Below are 17,060 nucleotides of genomic sequence, written 5' to 3' on the forward strand. Positions count from 1 at the left end.
TGTTAAATATTGCTGATTCTTTATTAGCTCTTTGGAGCTATCATTTCTCGTTTGAGAGATCCGACCAGGGAAACAGGCCAGGAAAGTGAAATTCGCTATTATTGCGACAAAACAACTGCGCTTCAAGCATAGCCTGGGTGATTACTTTCTTGCCACCTCTCTGTTGAGGCGCCGGACTTGTCCATAGCCCTTCTATCCGTGCGGTTGCTGCCTCTAAAGCTGCAGTAAATTTGATGCGCGTATCCTCATCTGTATGCAAAGCTTCTTGCGTAAGGAGATTTCTGAGTGCGATCCGCGCATCGCCGACCAGATTACAAATCTGCTGTTCCCCGCGCCCGAATGTGAAGATACAATCTTCTATCAGATCAATAGCGAGATAAGGAAATGTTTTACGCTGCTTATCGATCCAGATGCCTGGCTCCAATATAAAAAGGCTGTCCATGGCATCATCATCAAGGATATAGCCTTGCCGCTCCCAGCAAGGATAGAGATACTTTTTCAGTAGAGGCTGTAGCTTATCTTTATCATTAAGCTTTTCCGGCTCGGCCAGAATGGCATTATCTAAACTCAATAACCACTCATTCCTGTCCGGATGCTTCTCGTAGTAGAAATAGCAGCCTATAATATTGGCTCCTTGTGGGCGGGCAAGCTGCTCTTTGAGCTTTCTATCCTGGGCATTCCGCTTCGTGCAGGTCTCAAGCCCTATGATCAAGAGTACAGCATGCGCCTTTATAGATTCATTCTTCAAATAATCCAGTACCCGGGCAGGATATAAGTAACGCTTGCGATTATATAAATCACGCAGATGGTTCAGGGATATTCGCCAGAGCTTATAACCTTTCAGTCGTTCCAAAGATACATTTACTTCCTGTTGCCGGGTGGTAAGCTCCAAATGATAGGCCAGGAGTAGGTCGAGAACATTTATGACCGATCCATTTTGCCCGATAATGATGATGATCTTATCCTGCATCTGTCTCTCCAGATGCCCCAGCAGCGTATTGAGGGTCACACTGTATAATGCAGAGTCAATGTACTCTAGCCTGGCCGCGTCTAGCCGCGCAGCAGTTGCAGAGATGTCCGCCACCAGGTGCATGATATCCGCATGGTCTTCCTGGTTAATAGTGCTTTGTGTATAGCCCTTAGAGGTCGAAGAATAGGTCTTGCCCGCCTCGATATTCGCCGCCAGCAGCTTTCTCAACTCCAGGGTTGGAACCTGGTGGGCTAGCATCAGCTGCTCTACCGTATAGCTCTTCTCAAGGATCTGGCTGAGGATCAATACTGCGCTGATCTGAATGTGCTCTCTCTGGGCCAGGTCAAGGCAAGCCAGCTGGTACATCTCTAAGCCCAGATAAAATATCTCTTTTCGCATTTTATCCTGCACATCTTCTATCAGCTGCCTCAGAGAATCTATATTTAAGTTATTCACTATCTGTCCCCTGATTGCCAGCTTTGAGTTCGTCAGTGCCACAAACCAGATATGCAGTATGTTTGTCTCTATACCTTGAGTATTCGCTATATCCTCAGCGCTTTGTAAGAGTAACAGAGCTTGCTCGTTCAAGAGTGAGCCCCAGATGTCTAATATTTTGCTCATAGATAGCACCTACCTCTCTGACTTGCAAGCTTTTCTTGCTCCTTCACACCATGGCTGGAAGTAACCTGCTAGAGTTGACTTACCGGATGTAAGAAATAGAAGAAGTAAATCTATAGTCTACCCAACAAAATAAGCGTAAAATAGTATTTAAAGCCGTAACCTTCATAGCAAAGCAACCATCCACCCATAAAACGTAATTTGCAGGTAATTATATTCATGGCAATTAATGACGTCAATACATAAGACGAAATTTAAGGCCGGATATAAAAATATAGATCGACATATGTAAATTTAAGCAAATTTAGGTTTTTGCCAGGTCTTGAAAATATAGCTTATCTATTTTATACTCTTTACATGCCAATAATGTATTTAGAAAAATAAGTGCTGCACAAGAAGAATATGCCAAAAGCTCAAGACACTGCTCAAACCGAGCTGCTTACTCCTAAACAAAAAGCCTTCGCCCTGATCAGACGCAAGCCGCCTTTGCCCATCATGGCGAAGAATGTGAGTGATTCCCTTCCCGTACAGAGCACCGAGCTTGCTAGGCCTGCCAGCCTGGATCAGGACAGCCAACCTTTCCTGCCTGAATCTTCATGGGTAAAAGCTTTTACCCCACAAGCTATCGAGAGAACCTTTAGACGACGCTGGAGACAAGTTGGAGGACTGCTGCTTGGGCTGACCATACTCTTGCTTTTTCAGTTTCATCCTTTCTTTGGCCACCTGGGTCTACAAGCGCTCGGCCCTCTGTTGGGGATAGCAGTAGTGGTCTGTTCCCTCTTTGGAGAGCTCCCTCCCTGGCTCTCCTGGACACAGCGCTTGGGAAGCTGGCTCTTTCCCGGTATTCTGCTGGGCACACTGCTCCTCCTGCTCTCGGGCGTCTTTCTACATCCAACACCTGAATCTCCGTTCTTGGCCTTCAGTCCTCTGGTATGGGCCGCCTATATTTCCATCGTCCTGGTCAGCCTCTCCTTCGAAGTCTCGCCCCTGCCTGACTTGCTCTCTCTCTTTTGCCAGCGTTTACCCCTCAAAGCGGCGGTGCTCATCCCGCTCTACATCTGTATTGCCGGGTTGCTGGGCAATTTCTTTGATGGGGTCTCGATCATGGCCATCTCTGTCGTGATCTTCCTGGCCTTCGTCGAACGAATCTGGGCCATCCGAGCCTCCTTTACCTTGCTCTTTGGCGGCCTGATCTCCAATTTGATCACAGTGGCTGCCGAACCGACCAATATCAAGTTTCAAGACGTGCTCGCGCCCGTACTGGCACGCTCGCCCTCGCCCTTCTGGCTCGCGAACTTGCCGATCTCGCTCTGTGGCATCCTCTTGCCTGCTCTCTGCCTGGCCGTCTGGATGCAGATCGCGCACGTCCCCTGGCGGCAGCGCCAGCCAGAGCCTCTGGCCCTTGGGCTGCCTTTTTCCTCACCGCGCAGCCGTCTGGAAGTCCTGATGGCATTGTTGGCTATGGGCCTGCTGGCCGGGGGCATCCTCGTTCACGCGATATTGGGAGCCCTGTCCTCAGGGCAGGCACTCTCACTCTGGCTGCTGCTGCTCCCAGCTGGTCTGACGGCGCTGCTCCATCTGCTGCTCTTCCAGCACCTGCCACACGTCAAGGAGCATCTGGGCGAGCAATGGCCGATCTGGCTCAAACTTGCCCTCATCTTCTCGCTGCTCTGGGTAATCCAATATGGCCTCACCCAGCCAATCAACCTCTTGAGCGCCTTTTTTTGCTGGCCACAAGCACTCCAATATGCGCTGATGATCGTGCTGGCCCTCTGCTCAGCGGTGACCGATAACGTGGCTATCGCTGCCATGCTCGGAGCTCTGCTTCTTAGCCAACCCCTTCCCTTCTGGCAGATCCGCCTCTTGCTCATCCTCTTTACCTGGTCTGGCGGCTTGACGCCTTTTGGCTGCCTGCAAAGCCTGGCCCTCAATGCGCGCTTACACCTCTCGCTAGGGGCCTGGATGCGACAAGCCATCTTGTGGGCGACGATAGCTCTACTCGGCGGCGGCCTGGGACTGCTCGCTACGCTAATCTGGTAGCTCTAAATTGCCTAGCTTGAGACCTCTTTTCCATATAAAAGCAAAGCACATATCCTGAAAATGGAGCCAATACCAATAAACTACTTATGGTGGAGCTAAAGTGGAGGATATGATGAAATAGATAGCGTTAGCTATCTTTAGCTAAAAAAATGTTATTATAATAACAACTCATATTTATTACCGTTTCCCTGCCCGGCGAGCCAGAGCTAGAAAGGAGGATGCATAGCAATAGCCCTGAACCAACGATAGCACTGGAAAGTCTTATACACCCCTGACTTCAAGACACAGTTAAAAGAGAGGTAATCAGTAATGGATGCACATGAAGAAACCATGCCTTCTCTTCCCCTCGAAGGAAAAACGCTAGGTACCCACTCGGAAGCCCCACGCCTGCAACGAGGAGTCCTTGGCCTGCTCGATATCGCCACATCGACGATGGCCAATATCGCTCCGGCAATGAGTTTTTTCTTTAGTTCGGCTCTCGTTGCGCAAGTGGCGGGAATCGGCTCTCCTCTAACGATTATTGTGGCCGCTATCGCCATAGCGCTGCTAGGAAATACGCTAGCAGAATTCTCGCGCTCAATTCCATCAACCGGCTCATTCATTACCTTTATTGGCAAAACCTTCGGCCCCACGCTAGCAGTTGCCACGACCATCGTTGTTAGTCTTGGCTACATTATTGCGATGGCATCGGTAATCGATATATCTGGTGGGTGGACACAGACAATCCTGCAACGCTATCTGGGCATCAACGTGCCCTGGCAATTGCTCACACTTATCTTTGTCGCTATAGTTTTTTATTTGATGGTAAGAGGAGTGCATATCTCGACACGGTGGGCAGGCTATTTCTTCTTGCTGGAAATGGCTGTCCTGGTGATCGTATCTGTCGCTGTACTAATAACTCATGGCAGCCAGCTTTCGCTAGCACCATTTAATCCAGGTAACATTACCGATGGGCTGGCCGGCCTGGGTCTGGCATTCCCAATTAGCGTCTACATGTTTATTGGCTGGGAGAACTCGGCTTCGTTGGCCGAGGAGACCAACGATCCACGGCGCAACGTTCCCAAGGCAATCTACATCAGCATTCTGCTCATGGCTTTGAGCTATGTGTTGTTCATGTATGCCACAGTTGTGGCCTTTAACTACAATATCAAGGATCTTTCCGCGGCCGAAGTTCCCTTTGTGGCCGCCGCCGAAAAGGTCTCGGCGATCCTGGCTCTGCTGGCGTATATCGCCGGCTTTACTTCTACGATGAGTGCGATGATCGCCGGCTCAAATTCGCAGGCACGCTTGATCTTCAACGCAGCGCGAGAAGGCTTATTACCAGCCGCAATTGCCCGCGTTCACGAGAAGTCGCGCACTCCCTGGGTAAGCTTTCTGATCTTCTTTGGTATCGGCCTGGCTATTGTCTATATCTTCGGCTGGAAGGTTGACTCGGTGACGTTCTTTGGCGATATTGCCTCGCTCGGTTCAATTCCGGTCTCTCTGACCTATCTCGTCGCCAATATAGCTCTCCCTGTCTATTACCGAAGATATCACCGAGATCAGTTTTCGCTGTTGAGGCACCTCATCTTGCCACTGCTTGGTGTTCTGGCGATTGGCTTTCCCCTCTGGGGCCTTATCCAGCCTAACCAGCCGGCTCCATTTAATCTTTTCCCTTGGATTAGCCTGGCCATCGTTATCGTTGCCCTCATCTATGGGATCATTCTAACGCGCCGAGATCCCACGCTCGCCGAGCGCGTTGGATCGATTATAGCCGACCGCGAATAAGATCGAAAAGGGTGAAGAGTGTATGCTTTGTCCTGGCAGACGAGGCTGCATTCTTCACGCCGTGCCGGTGAAGAGGTAGCCGGTAGGAAGGTTGCTTTTGTCCACTCAATGCTTCAATATGACACAAAATTTGTGCGCTGTCTCTCCATATCGTTATATACTATAGGGTGCGAAGATAAATGCATACCCTACACACTATTCATTAAGCCGACCAAACGGCACACATGCTAGCAAGCTAGCGAGGAGGGCTACCACATGTGGTACAATGACCGACGAGCCGCACGCCAGGCCTATAGAGAGGCGCGCAGACAAGCGCGTCAGGCCTTTCGGGATACTCGTTATAACTATAGAGGTTGGTACGGACCTAGACGATCGAGGGGCTTTGTAGGCTTTCTCATCGCATTTTTTATCTTTGTTTTCATTTTCTCCCATTCCTGGGTGTGGATTGTGCTAGGAGCCATCGCTATTGCCATTCTTGCCAGCATGTTTGGTCGCAGCATGAGATCATCCGGCACGTGGTTTGGCGGTACGAATTATCAGCAACCGCCTCAGCAACAACCATACCAACAACCATACCAACAACCATATCAGCAACAATCATACCAGTCCTACGATCAGGGATACAGGCCTCAACAACCACCTGAGCAGCCAGCGCCAAACGCATATTATGAGGGTGGACAGCAGCATAGCTATCCCTCGCAGACTGCTGGGAACCAGTATGAAGAACCCCATGCTCAATATCCTGAGCAGATGCCGCCGATGGAGCAGTAAATGCTGCCCATCGGCACAGTTTTCCCCTATAGCGCAACACCGTTCCAGCTTTCCCCACCCTGAAGAGCTACAAACCGCTTCTGTTTCCTCCAGATTACCGTTTTCCCTTCACTCTGAAGCGAATGATTAATCTCCTACTTTCTCTATGCTCATTTCCCTCTTAAAATTTTCTGCCAGCTCTCAGACAAATCTTCATCACAAATGATAACTTTTATTTATCATTAGAATAACTTGAAAGAATGATAAATCTATGTTATAGTGACTACTAACAGTGGCAAGTACACGTGGAGGAATGAAGCCCGTCCTTTCTACGATGTACCCTGACTCATTGTGTACTTCCACTGTACTGGACACTTTACGGAGGTTATGTCCTGTGATGAGAAGCTCACGTTGCTAATCTGCTAAAATTATTTCCTGCATGCCTATATGTACTGCTGAACGGCAACTCCTTATGACGTGTATACGTCAGGCTGAGCGTTCAACAGAATTTGTCTAGCACTCTATCAACAGGCGCTTATTTCCATCTCTCTATGCAAGGAGAAAAGTATTTAGCATTTTTGCAGTGTTGGCATGCCTACAGGACATAGGGACATAGCTTTGCATTTCCAATTTTAGAAAGGTAGAGTCTCTTTGTGACTTCTATACCGTTTGCAGACGCCCAGGAGAGTGTTTCACCGCTGGCCCAAACCAATCAGATCATCGATACCGACGTCCATGAAACTTTCCCTTCCTGGCTGGATCTTGCGCCTTATCTCAAGGAGCCATGGCGCGGATTGGTCGAGCACAAAGCCTGGAGTGGGCTCTCTTTCCCTTTTGCTTACTGGGCAAGCGACGGCCTAAATCGTGCTGACTCCCAGCCAGATTCAGGTGGTCCAGCAGGCTCAGACTTTAAGCTCTTCAGGGAGCAAGTGTTAGAAACCTATCCCATTAAGCATGCAATCCTGACTGGCCAATTTTTTCCAGGCGATATGGAAGCCCAGTTTGAATTTGCCTCGGCCATAGCCTCAGCTTATAATAATTGGGTGCTTGAAAACTGGGTAAGCCGCGATGAGCGTATTTTCACAAGCCTGCATGTAGCTCCGCAAGATCCCATAGCAGCGGCTCGCGAAATCGAGCGGTTGGGCGATCATCCCCACGTGGTGCAAGTCCTTCTCCCTATTGGCCCGGCCGCCTATGGCGATCCCTTCTATCACCCTATTTTCGAGGCTGCCCAACGCCATAAGCTTGTTATTGCCTTCCATCACTCAGACCGTTTACGCAGCGCTCTACTAAAGAACCGCTATTATATCGAGTGGCATGTCAACGTGCCCCAGGGCGCCATGTCAATGCTTACCAGCCTCGTCTGTAACGGCGTTTTCGATAAATTTCCAGAGCTGCAATTTGCGATTGTCGAAAGCGGCTTTAGCTGGCTGCCCCACTTGTTCTGGCGCTTTGATCAGAATTACCGTTCGCTCCAACAGGAGATTCCCTGGGTCAAACAACTCCCCTCCAAGTACATTCGCGAGCGAGTCAAATTCTCGACCCAGCCCACCGAAGATTTTAGTGCGGCAAACTGGCTCCGCCTGATTGAGATGCTCGAAAGCGATCGCATGTTCATCTTCTCAACTGACTACCCGCACTGGGATTTCGACGCGCCAGAAGAATCTATTCCACGCGAGCTGCCGGCAGACCTACGACGCCGCATTCTCTATGAGAACGCTCGCGAACTTTACAGTCAGAAATTAGAAGCCCTTGCATGAAATATCGCATCTGCTCCGTTGAAGACGTTCCAGCTGGCGAGAAACGCAGTTACACTATCAAAAACGTCCCTGTAGTCCTCATTCACAGCAAAGCCGGCGAGTTCTACGCGCTCTATGGGCGCTGCCCTCATCAGCGCGCGGCTCTGGGTGAGGGCGTTTTGTGTGGGCTTACTGCAGCGAGTGAGCCTGGTGAGCCGTTCCAGTATTTACGCGAAGGAGAGATTATTCGCTGTCCCTGGCATGGCTTCAGCTACGACGTAAAAACTGGGAGTTGCTTGGCGCCTCCCGATAGATTGCGCGTCAAGACGTATCCCGTCACCGTTGAGCAACACGCGGTATTTCTCGATCTCTAGGAGCCTACCGATGCCACACGAAAGACAGCCCATAGCATCAGATAGGAGCAATACGCTTTCCGCAAGCGCCGAAGACGAGAGCCCGAAGACAGCAGCAAAGGTGCTTCCTCGCCCTGGAGGTGCGGGGAAGCGGTACGGTTTGCCGTCAGCTCTCGAATCGCAATGGCTCTATTCAGTACTCGTACTTCTGTTCAGTCTGGGAGTATGGCAGCTGTTAGCGACGTTACACCTTGTCTCGCCGCTCGCGCTGCCCGCACCTCAGACCGTTTTGCAGCAGCTCCAGACGCTGTTGACTTCGGGCTTCGCCGGTAAAAGCCTCTTTGAGGATATCTGGGTCAGCGCCCTGCGCATCGCCTCAGGCTTTGCCATAGCAGTATTGATTGGCGTCCCCATCGGCATGCTGATGGCCTGGAGCAATCCTATTTTCCAGGTAATTGATCCCTTCTTGCAATTCATTCGTCCCGTGCCACCACTGTCTTATATTCCGCTCCTGGTAGTATGGTTTGGGATTGGAGAATTGCCCAAGGTGATTTTGATCCTGCTGGGCACCCTCCCGGTGATCATTATCAGCACGATCTCGGGAGTGCGAGCCATCCCACCGCAGCGTATACGCGTGGCGCAAAGCCTGGGCGCCACGCCGTTGCAGTTGTTTCGTTATACCATTCTTCCCTCGGCGCTACCGGAGATCTTTACCGGGATGCGCGTCGGCATAGGAATTGCCTGGAGTTGCCTGGTTGCAGCTGAGTTTATTGCCGCCGATGTGGGCCTTGGCTGGCTTGTACAGGATGCCGGGCAGGAACTTCAGGTAGGCATTATTTTTGTAGGCATTATCTGCATTGGCCTGCTTGGCTACCTTATGGAGCTAGTAATTCGCCTGATCGAGCGCTTAGTTGTGCCCTGGAAAGGTCACTGACAACTATCACACCGGCGAAAGTGGCCATAACACTTAGAGGTATCTATGTATTCTCCACTTTTTCAGCTCAAAGTTGGCTCTAGAGCCCAACCAATGGTCCGAACCCGGCCTGGCTCATGGCCTGGGATATCCTATCTCCTCACAGCCTGCATCTTAGCGGCGATCCTGGTTGGCTGCGGCTCGACAAATCAGTCGGCCAGCTCGTCTGCGCGCCCCGTCGTCACCATAGGCTATATGGATAACGGCGCGGAGCCTGAAGTCATTGCCGTAGCGCAGAAGCTATTTAGCAAGCGCATGAAAGCCGATGTGCAGGTAAAATATTTCGACTCTGGCCCGGCCTCTCTTGGCGCTGTGGCCTCGGGTGCCCTGCAATTCATGACCGGCATCGGCAATCCGCCTGTCGTCTCAGCTATCGCCCGAGGTGTTCCGCTAGAGGTTATCTGGTCCCAGGAACTCTTCACAACCGGCGAGGGGCTGGCCGTCAGGAGCGAGGCCGGAATTCAATCTATTAAGGATCTCAAAGGTAAGAATGTGGGCCTGGTCCTTGGTTCTACATCTGAGTTCGCCCTCAATGCCTTGCTGACCAGAGCCGGCGTCGATCCTGGCAGCGTGCATAAGCTCAATATGAGCCCGGCCGCCATTCGCACAGCCTGGAGCAATCACTCGATCGATGCAGCCTATGTATGGAATCCAGTCTTTGACGCCATTAGTCACGATCACGGCAAGATTCTTGCCACCGATCAAGACATCAGGCAGGAAGCCCCTATCTATAGCCTTTCTATCGTCAATAGCGACTGGGCCAAGGAGCATCCCGAGCTGGTTAAACAGTTTATTTTGGCCCAAAACGATGCAGTCACTTACTATAAAGAGCATCCTCAGGATGCTTTGCAGGTTATTGCCAAACGGGCAGGTATCCCGGTAGAACTGGCCCGCACAGAAATGGAGGGCTATAAGATCTTTGGTCTGACCGAGCAGTTTGATGCAGAGGCTCTGGGCAAGGGCAGCACAGTTTCCAATTCGCTGGTCGCCACTTCGCTGAAAGCCGCAGCGACTTTCTTGCAGCAGAAAGGTTCGCTCCCTACGATACCAGATAAATTGGAGCAGCACGTTAATCCGACTTATGTCGAAAGCGTCATCACTACCAAATAGGAAATAGGCTCGATGATTACTATCACCAACGTGAGCAGGGAATATGCTGCTCGCCGTGGTAAGGCCCCGGTCCTGGCCTTACAAGATATCTCGCTACAAATTCAGGATCAGGAGTTTGTGGTAGTTGTCGGCCCCAGCGGCTGCGGCAAAACCACTCTGCTTAATCTGCTGGCGGGCTTCGAGCAGGCAACATCTGGCCAGATCCTCTTTGATGGCAAGGAACTTAAACGGCCAGGGGCCGAACGCGGAATAGTTTTTCAACAAGCAACGCTCTATCCCTGGCTAAGCGTTTATGAAAATATCGCCTTAGGCCTAAAGCTAAAGCAAGGACGCCAGTTCAAGCGGGAGCGCGTGCACTATTTTCTGGAGACCATGGGCCTGCAGGATTTCGCCCAGCATCCGCCCTATCAGCTTTCGGGCGGGATGCAGCAGCGCGTAGCTATCGCCCGGGCCTTGATTGTTGAACCAAAGATCTTACTTATGGATGAGCCCTTCGGAGCTCTCGACGCCCAGACGCGCAGCGAAATGCAGCAGTTCTTACTCGGTTTGTGGGAGCACATCAAAGCCACAGTCTTCTTTATCACTCATGATGTGGAGGAGGCAATCTTGTTAGCTGACCGCATTGTTGTGATGACGGCGCGACCCGGGAGTATCGCGCAAGAGATTACCGTCACGCTTCCACGTCCGCGCGCCTGGGATATTGCGTTAACCGAAGAGTTCCTCGCGCTCAAGCGCGAAGTACTTTCTATACTACGTCCCGGACTGACGCATCTGCAGACCGTCCATTCAGCCTGAGAAATATAGCTCAAGGAGCAGTCTCTATAGAGGCATGGGCCTCGCGCAGCTTCTTGAGCACCTCGGGCTGAATAGCATTATCGGTGATGATGGTCTCAAACTCGTGTAGATCCGCCAGGCGATGCAAGGCAATGCGCCCAATTTTATGATGATCTATCAAGAGGATACGCCGGGGAGCCGATTTTAGCATCGCGCTCTTGATCTGGACGATCTCTTGCTCTTGATGGAAGGTATAGCCATCGGAAAGGGCCGAGGCCGACATAAAGAGGAGGTTGGCGCGTAAGGTGGATAAGGTCTGCTCGCAGATCATGCCGACAAAAGCATCATAGCGATGAAAGTATGTTCCCCCTAATGAGATCAAATGGATGCCCCGCACAGGGCTGACTTCTTTAACGATGGCCAGACTGTTGGTAATCACGGTAAGAGGCGTCACACGATGCAGCATGCGTGCCAGGGCCAGCGTCGTCGTTGCATCATCCATAATTATGGCCTGGCCAGGTTCAATATATGTTAAGGCGCGCTCAGCTATCGCTTCTTTTTCCCTGATTGCTGTAATCAACCTGTAGCGAATATCGCTTTCAAACGAATTGGAGGGCTGGGCCGTCGCTCCACCACGTACTTTACGAATAATTCCCTGGGCTTCTAACTCGTCTAGATCCCTGTGGATCGTCATCAGACTCACGTTGAAACGCTCTGCAAGTTCCTGGATACGCACAGATGAATGTCTTAGTACATATTCCGCAATCTGCTCCTGGCGCTGATTGACTCCGAAGGCGCTTTCATACTGATTAGCCTCATTGCTTTCAGGCATATATTTTTTACCCCACGTATTATGAAGATTGAGTTCTCGATTGGCACCTCTATTGTACTACATAGCCTTATCTACAAGATGAATCAGTTCAATAAAAGCTGCAATATCCCAGGCTGCCCGACCAACAAAAAGCCCATCTATCTCCGCCTGGGCCATAAAGCTCGCAGCATTCCCTTGCGCTACGCTTCCTCCATAGAGCACAGGTATCAATTGAGCCACCTCATCAGTGGCAAGTTCGGCAATTGCTGAGCGAATCGTTTCATGCATTCCATTAGCGTATGCTGGCTGGGCAGGTTTTCCATGGGTACCAACGGCCCAGACGGGCTCATAGGCAACTATAATGCGCGGTAACTGTTCAGGAGCAACATCGGCCAAGGCAATTTTGATCTGGCGCCTAACGTATTCTCGCTGTACCCGAAACTGCTTTTCCTGCTCCGGCTCACCTATACAAATAAGCGGGATGAGATTATGGGCGAGGGCGGCATGGACCTTCTTATTGACGGTAAAATCGGTCTCACCAAAATAGAGGCGGCGCTCGGAATGGCCGATCTCGACTAGCGAGGCCCCACAATCCTTAAGCATGAGAGGAGAAATCTCTCCAGTTTGTGGGCCGCTCTCCTCCCAATGCATATTTTGCGCACCTACGAGAACTGCAGTATTGCGTAGGACTCGCGCTACGAGCTGTATGGCGGTGAAAGGTGGAATAACAAAGAGATGCGCGGACGAGGAATAGCCGGCGAGGAATTGTTTGAGTTCGCGTGCATATGCCTCGGCTTCCACCATAACCTTATTCATTTTCCACGAAGTTCCCAGCCATACCTCTCGGCTCATAAGCTCAATCCGCACTTTCTCTATCGTTTGTTGCCCGAATATTATGCCTGGTGATATTTTCTATCAAGTTGCTCGATCTTGGCAACCTTTGGCGCCGAGCGCCCACCCTGGAACTCGCTCTCCAGCCAGATATCGATAAGCTTTTTGGCCATAGAGGGGCCTATAATCTCGCTGCCCAATGTGACAATCTGGGCATTATTGCTGGCCCGGGCACGCTCGGCAGTATAGGGATCATGGATACAGACGGCGCGAACGCCAGGCACTTTGTTGGCAACAATCGCCATGCCGGCTCCCGTTCCACAGACCAGGACACCCCGCTCATACTTGCCTTCGCCCACTTCTTCAGCCACTTTCTGCCCAACATCGGGATAGTCAACAGGAGTATCGCTGAAAGTGCCCAGGTCGTCAACTCTATAGCCTTTTTCGCGCAGATACTCGCCTACGACATTTTTTAAGGCAAGTCCATAATGGTCAGATCCGATGACAATGGTCTGTTTACTTTTCTCCATATATCCTATCTCCTTGGGCCAAATTTTTTGGACGCTGTAATTTAACATCATATTGTTTAATATAACATATATTTTGTTATAAATACCAGATCAGGTAAACTTTCTTTGGATTTTTGGACCTGTCTTCGCGCTTGATCTTTAAAGGGGATTAGAGGCTGTCTGGAGCGCGTCGGGGTTAGTCCATTGCTTTGCGCTTTTGGCAAAGCAATACGTTGTCGGTCAGCCGCCGTCGTAGGGATCGGTTCAGTATAACGTTTCGGGTCGTGTTTTACAGCCTGGCCCTGTACTAGCTCAGCATTAGCGATAACACGAAACTATCTTTGAGCGCGCTGCTTGCTTGAGCTCCGCTGGTTGGCCCTGCCTTGTACAATCCAGTGGTGCAATCAGAAATGTAACAAATATAATGTGAAAAGCAATCAGATAGTTGTTGCCAACGATATGCAAAACATATCAGCGCACTTGTAGAGGCTGGGATAGACACAATGGCCCCATCGGCAACATTACCAATGGAGCATCTACGCAGCTTGCCATGCTTACGCCTCACATGACAAGAGAGGGTTGCTGATGAGGGCTATAGAGCACGCTATCGCACTTCCTTGCAGGGCAGCCAGCGCTTACACAATGCTAGCAATCCTGCTCTTGTCTGGAAGGTCTAAACGTCACAGGGACTCTGAATAGCTTGAATTGAGAGTAATCGTCTCTATATTTTCTGAGGAATAGGCGATCCCGCCTTTCCTTCATACTTCGCTCACTGATTGGAATCTGCCCCTTCATCCTTTTGCCTGCCGTTTCCATCTCTACCTTCTCGCTCAGCTCTTTATCTGCAATCACTGTATGATAGACATATTGAAGTCCCATTTTGCGCGCGGCAAAGATCGTCATTGCCGTCATGCCCTTGCGTCCTCCTGAGAGGGCCAGGTCAATTTTATAGTCTGGGAACCTCCCTCTCATCGCCTTGATTACTCTCTCTAGCCATTCTTGATAGAGCTTACAGTCAGCCTTAGAAGTGATATCCCGCAAGCCAGGGATACCCAGGCAGTGACAAGGAGTACAATCTTCTTCCTGTAAGGCCTTCTTAATTATCTCAGCTCCATTAGCGATAACAGCGGCTTGCCCGGGATAGAGCAGCACAACCTCGCGAATTACGCGTTTCTCGCGCTCCTTCAAAAGCGTATAGAGCTGCGTCGCAACCATAGGTGCCTCACCTAAAGGAACGATGAGAATACTGGCAGCGGGATCTTCATGCGGCACATAAGCAAGTTTATCCAATTTTACTGATGGATGGATAGAAAATTCTGGAGCGCTCACCACCTCTTTCAGGGAAGGTTTGGTATCTCTATTCTCAGCTTCAACCAGGTCACAGATAACCACTTTATCCACTTGATCTTCTGAGGCAACGCGAAAATCTTTGTTCAGAGTATAGAAGACAGGAAACACTGACATTTTCTCATCATCCTCGAAGTAGTAAATGGGCAGCTTACCAGGTTTGTAGTCTTTAGATTTGTAGGCTATGACTTCTTCGCTTGCACTATCCTGAAACCTTGAAAGGTAGCGCATGCACTCAAAAGTATATCGCACCTGTTTCGCTAGCTTCCAATCTGAAGCTTTACAATAGCTTTCAAATTGCTCTTTTACACGTTCAGTTACCCAGACGCTCAAAATTTTTCCGCGTTGAATGGCCTGACGTACCATATCTTCTTCAATCAGATCATATTCCTTGTGTACGAGTTTTGGAGGCAAAGCAGATTTTAGGAAGCTGCGTTCTTCCATATCGAGTTGTAACCCTCGCTCAAACGGTATGCCTACAAGTGTGAGTTCTTTAAGCTTAGCACAGGAAAGGCGCAAATGCTCCATGGGTCTCTCGCTAGACATCTTATCAAAAGTATCCATTGGATAGAAACTCTCTTCGTCTGGATCGAGGATATGATACAGTTTCTCGATGCAAGAGAAAAAAGGTACGATCCAGGCCATCAACGCGGCCATGCTTTTACGCCCGCCGGCCAGTGAGAGGCAGACCTTATCATTAGCACACTGATAGTCAGCCAACAACTGATATAGCGCTTGCAAAAAGATCAGAGTATGTTCCCAGCTATCAGCATCCTCAAAGCACAACTTCCTGGTCGTTAACTTCGCCTCTTTGATCAGTTCTGAAAAAGCTTCACAGACCAATTCACAAGCATCTTGCGTCCCTTGTGGATAAAGCACAACCACTTCATCAAAAGTGAGGCCTTCTATTTTCGTCAGTCTGTCGTACATAGAAGTCACGACAACTGGCGAGTCGCCAAGTGAAGCAATAAGGATATTTCTCGGCATAATCGATGGCTATTTTCCCTTTTTGTTCTATCAGGACATTGGCAATAAAGAGATAATTTCTTGCGGGCTCTATGGCACGTGCCTGGTATCGGCGATACGCTTGCCAATGCTGTCAGGAGTATCAAACCAATCATCCTTGTCGGGGTAATAATAATCGACGTTGGGATCTGGCGGCCAGCGCCAGATGCGGCGTAGATCCTGTAGGGCAAGCTCAAGCAGCCAGCGTTGCTTAAACTCGTCAATGCGCTCATCAAGAAAGTCCCATAACTCATCCCCTTCGAGTACGTTGATCCCACGTGCACCGGCGGATTGCGTATAGCGTTCAGCATAATCTACTAATTTGAGCCGGGTAGGGGTAAGCGCGACAGAGCCCAGGCCCATTGGTTTGGCATAGCCGATTTTATGGCGCATACTATCTTCAAGCGCAATCGCATAGATCATGGCCGAAAATTCGTCGGGCGCCAGCCCGGTAAAGTCGAGAGCAAAATGAAACTGCGTGCCATAGTCAAGGGGGCGGATATAGCGATTGGCTGGTCTGCCCCCATAAGAATAATCTTATTTTCGCTTAACAGTTCCTTATCTCGGGAATGGTGAAAATAGTATTTGCGTCCAGCAATATACCTGCCCGACTCGTCGAGATAGAAGCTGGCATGATGTGGCTTAGGCTCCATCAGTGGAAGCGTATAGATCGGCTTATCGTAGAGGTAGACCTTATCGCTATAGGCGCAAGCATCGCCAATATTCACCTTACCCAGGAAGACTCCTCTGGCGCCCTCTTTAAGCATGCCGAAGAGGCGGCAGGCGATGCATAACTCTGCATTAGAATGGCAGTGCCTAAATTCTTCTTGCACTTTGCCCTCATAGTGTACCTTATCGCGCTCATAGCGCCCGGCATAAAGGGTCAGGCAACCGTTGGCCAGGCTCTCCACGACACAACGCAGCATACCCTTGAGCGAGCTGCCTGGCAGAATATACTCGCCCTGCCGATTTTGTAGCGAGAGGGCCGGTTTTCGCAAATCTAAGGAGCTGGAATGAGGATCAATGATAAACAGAGGCGTCTCGGCATAGACACCTACTTCCAGGCGCCCTGAATAAAGCTGTTGTCCTTGCGCATCAGTAAAGCGATGGTGCCAGGCAGGACGGCGGCGCTCTGGTGGTCGCGACCAATCTATACGCACAAAATCATAAGGATTCATGATTTCAGCGGCAGGAGACCCGCCCCTTGAGGGGAGGGAAGAATGCCGCTCCTCCTTTCGATTAAACAGGCAGAAGCCCTCTGGACTCGTTTCAACTGTTTGTGACTGGCGCTGGCATGGATCTTCTTCCCATCCAGGGACCGCAAATCAAAGTAGCCCGAACTTCTGCGCCCAAACACAAAGCAGACTGTCCCTTGATAGCTCACGCAGTCAAAAAGTCGAAAACCATGGACCAACTTGGCAGCGGTATTGCGCTGCCTGTTGCCCCCTTTTCTGATGGTGGCT

General features: G+C 50.3%; 15 protein-coding genes. 8 read left to right on the plus strand and 7 right to left on the minus strand.

The features are described 5' to 3' along the window. Positions 1-40 precede the first annotated feature (40 nt). Positions 41-1,591, minus strand: coding sequence for a hypothetical protein (locus EPA93_RS22740; protein WP_129889705.1), 1,551 nt, complete (start codon positions 1,589-1,591; stop codon positions 41-43). 399 nt (positions 1,592-1,990) lie between these two features. Between EPA93_RS22740 and EPA93_RS22745 the strand changes: the two genes are divergently transcribed. The 8 genes from EPA93_RS22745 to EPA93_RS22780 all read left to right on the plus strand — a co-directional run bounded on the left by EPA93_RS22745 (position 1,991) and on the right by EPA93_RS22780 (position 11,115). Further along, positions 1,991-3,628: a hypothetical protein gene (locus EPA93_RS22745; RefSeq protein WP_129889706.1), complete on the plus strand. Its 1,638-nt coding sequence runs from the start codon at positions 1,991-1,993 to the stop codon at positions 3,626-3,628. 309 nt (positions 3,629-3,937) lie between these two features. After that, entirely contained in the window at positions 3,938-5,395 is a 1,458-nt protein-coding gene (locus EPA93_RS22750; RefSeq protein WP_207229626.1) for an APC family permease, read from the plus strand. Positions 5,396-5,650: 255 nt separating this feature from the next. After that, positions 5,651-6,166, plus strand: a complete 516-nt coding sequence (locus tag EPA93_RS49190) for a hypothetical protein (protein WP_207229627.1) — start codon at positions 5,651-5,653, stop codon at positions 6,164-6,166. 632 nt (positions 6,167-6,798) lie between these two features. Next, positions 6,799-7,905 (plus strand): amidohydrolase family protein, encoded by a 1,107-nt coding sequence (locus EPA93_RS22760; RefSeq protein ID WP_207229628.1) that lies wholly within the window; start codon positions 6,799-6,801, stop codon positions 7,903-7,905. After that, positions 7,902-8,258 (plus strand): Rieske (2Fe-2S) protein, encoded by a 357-nt coding sequence (locus tag EPA93_RS22765; protein ID WP_129889707.1) that lies wholly within the window; start codon positions 7,902-7,904, stop codon positions 8,256-8,258. The genes EPA93_RS22760 and EPA93_RS22765 overlap by 4 nt, the downstream gene beginning before the upstream one ends. 10 nt (positions 8,259-8,268) lie before the next feature. After that, positions 8,269-9,171, plus strand: a complete 903-nt coding sequence (locus EPA93_RS22770) for an ABC transporter permease (protein ID WP_129889708.1) — start codon at positions 8,269-8,271, stop codon at positions 9,169-9,171. A 45-nt stretch (positions 9,172-9,216) separates the two neighbouring features. Beyond that, positions 9,217-10,320: a taurine ABC transporter substrate-binding protein gene (locus EPA93_RS22775; RefSeq protein ID WP_129889709.1), complete on the plus strand. Its 1,104-nt coding sequence runs from the start codon at positions 9,217-9,219 to the stop codon at positions 10,318-10,320. 12 nt (positions 10,321-10,332) lie between these two features. Next, a complete protein-coding gene (locus EPA93_RS22780; protein ID WP_129889710.1) occupies positions 10,333-11,115 on the plus strand; it encodes an ABC transporter ATP-binding protein in 783 nt (260 codons plus the stop codon). Positions 11,116-11,125: 10 nt separating this feature from the next. Here EPA93_RS22780 and EPA93_RS22785 read toward each other — a convergent pair whose 3' ends face one another. The 6 genes from EPA93_RS22785 to EPA93_RS22810 all read right to left on the minus strand — a co-directional run bounded on the left by EPA93_RS22785 (position 11,126) and on the right by EPA93_RS22810 (position 16,775). After that, entirely contained in the window at positions 11,126-11,926 is an 801-nt protein-coding gene (locus EPA93_RS22785) for a DeoR/GlpR family DNA-binding transcription regulator (protein ID WP_129889711.1), read from the minus strand. Positions 11,927-11,983: 57 nt separating this feature from the next. Continuing rightward, positions 11,984-12,757 (minus strand): triose-phosphate isomerase, encoded by a 774-nt coding sequence (locus tag EPA93_RS22790; protein WP_129889712.1) that lies wholly within the window; start codon positions 12,755-12,757, stop codon positions 11,984-11,986. A 41-nt stretch (positions 12,758-12,798) separates the two neighbouring features. After that, on the minus strand, positions 12,799-13,266 hold the full coding sequence (gene rpiB / locus EPA93_RS22795) for a ribose 5-phosphate isomerase B (protein ID WP_129889713.1): 468 nt from the start codon (positions 13,264-13,266) through the stop codon (positions 12,799-12,801). 624 nt (positions 13,267-13,890) lie between these two features. Next, positions 13,891-15,579 (minus strand): CRISPR-associated ring nuclease, encoded by a 1,689-nt coding sequence (locus EPA93_RS22800; protein ID WP_129889714.1) that lies wholly within the window; start codon positions 15,577-15,579, stop codon positions 13,891-13,893. 69 nt (positions 15,580-15,648) lie between these two features. Beyond that, positions 15,649-16,020 (minus strand): hypothetical protein, encoded by a 372-nt coding sequence (locus EPA93_RS22805; protein WP_129889715.1) that lies wholly within the window; start codon positions 16,018-16,020, stop codon positions 15,649-15,651. Then, positions 16,017-16,775, minus strand: coding sequence for an RAMP superfamily CRISPR-associated protein (locus EPA93_RS22810; protein WP_129889716.1), 759 nt, complete (start codon positions 16,773-16,775; stop codon positions 16,017-16,019). The genes EPA93_RS22805 and EPA93_RS22810 overlap by 4 nt, the downstream gene beginning before the upstream one ends. Positions 16,776-17,060 lie beyond the last annotated feature (285 nt).

Source organism: Ktedonosporobacter rubrisoli, from assembly GCF_004208415.1.
Lineage (GTDB): Bacteria > Chloroflexota > Ktedonobacteria > Ktedonobacterales > Ktedonobacteraceae > Ktedonosporobacter > Ktedonosporobacter rubrisoli.

Coding starts and splice junctions, on each gene's coding strand:
- EPA93_RS22740 (WP_129889705.1), bottom strand. CDS start 1,591: ATGAGCAAAATATTAGACATCTGGGGCTCACTCTTGAACGAGCAAGCT.
- EPA93_RS22745 (WP_129889706.1), top strand. CDS start 1,991: ATGCCAAAAGCTCAAGACACTGCTCAAACCGAGCTGCTTACTCCTAAA.
- EPA93_RS22750 (WP_207229626.1), top strand. CDS start 3,938: ATGGATGCACATGAAGAAACCATGCCTTCTCTTCCCCTCGAAGGAAAA.
- EPA93_RS49190 (WP_207229627.1), top strand. CDS start 5,651: ATGTGGTACAATGACCGACGAGCCGCACGCCAGGCCTATAGAGAGGCG.
- EPA93_RS22765 (WP_129889707.1), top strand. CDS start 7,902: ATGAAATATCGCATCTGCTCCGTTGAAGACGTTCCAGCTGGCGAGAAA.
- EPA93_RS22770 (WP_129889708.1), top strand. CDS start 8,269: ATGCCACACGAAAGACAGCCCATAGCATCAGATAGGAGCAATACGCTT.
- EPA93_RS22775 (WP_129889709.1), top strand. CDS start 9,217: ATGTATTCTCCACTTTTTCAGCTCAAAGTTGGCTCTAGAGCCCAACCA.
- EPA93_RS22780 (WP_129889710.1), top strand. CDS start 10,333: ATGATTACTATCACCAACGTGAGCAGGGAATATGCTGCTCGCCGTGGT.
- EPA93_RS22785 (WP_129889711.1), bottom strand. CDS start 11,926: ATGCCTGAAAGCAATGAGGCTAATCAGTATGAAAGCGCCTTCGGAGTC.
- EPA93_RS22790 (WP_129889712.1), bottom strand. CDS start 12,757: ATGAGCCGAGAGGTATGGCTGGGAACTTCGTGGAAAATGAATAAGGTT.
- rpiB (WP_129889713.1), bottom strand. CDS start 13,266: ATGGAGAAAAGTAAACAGACCATTGTCATCGGATCTGACCATTATGGA.
- EPA93_RS22800 (WP_129889714.1), bottom strand. CDS start 15,579: ATGCCGAGAAATATCCTTATTGCTTCACTTGGCGACTCGCCAGTTGTC.
- EPA93_RS22805 (WP_129889715.1), bottom strand. CDS start 16,020: ATGATCTATGCGATTGCGCTTGAAGATAGTATGCGCCATAAAATCGGC.
- EPA93_RS22810 (WP_129889716.1), bottom strand. CDS start 16,775: ATGAATCCTTATGATTTTGTGCGTATAGATTGGTCGCGACCACCAGAG.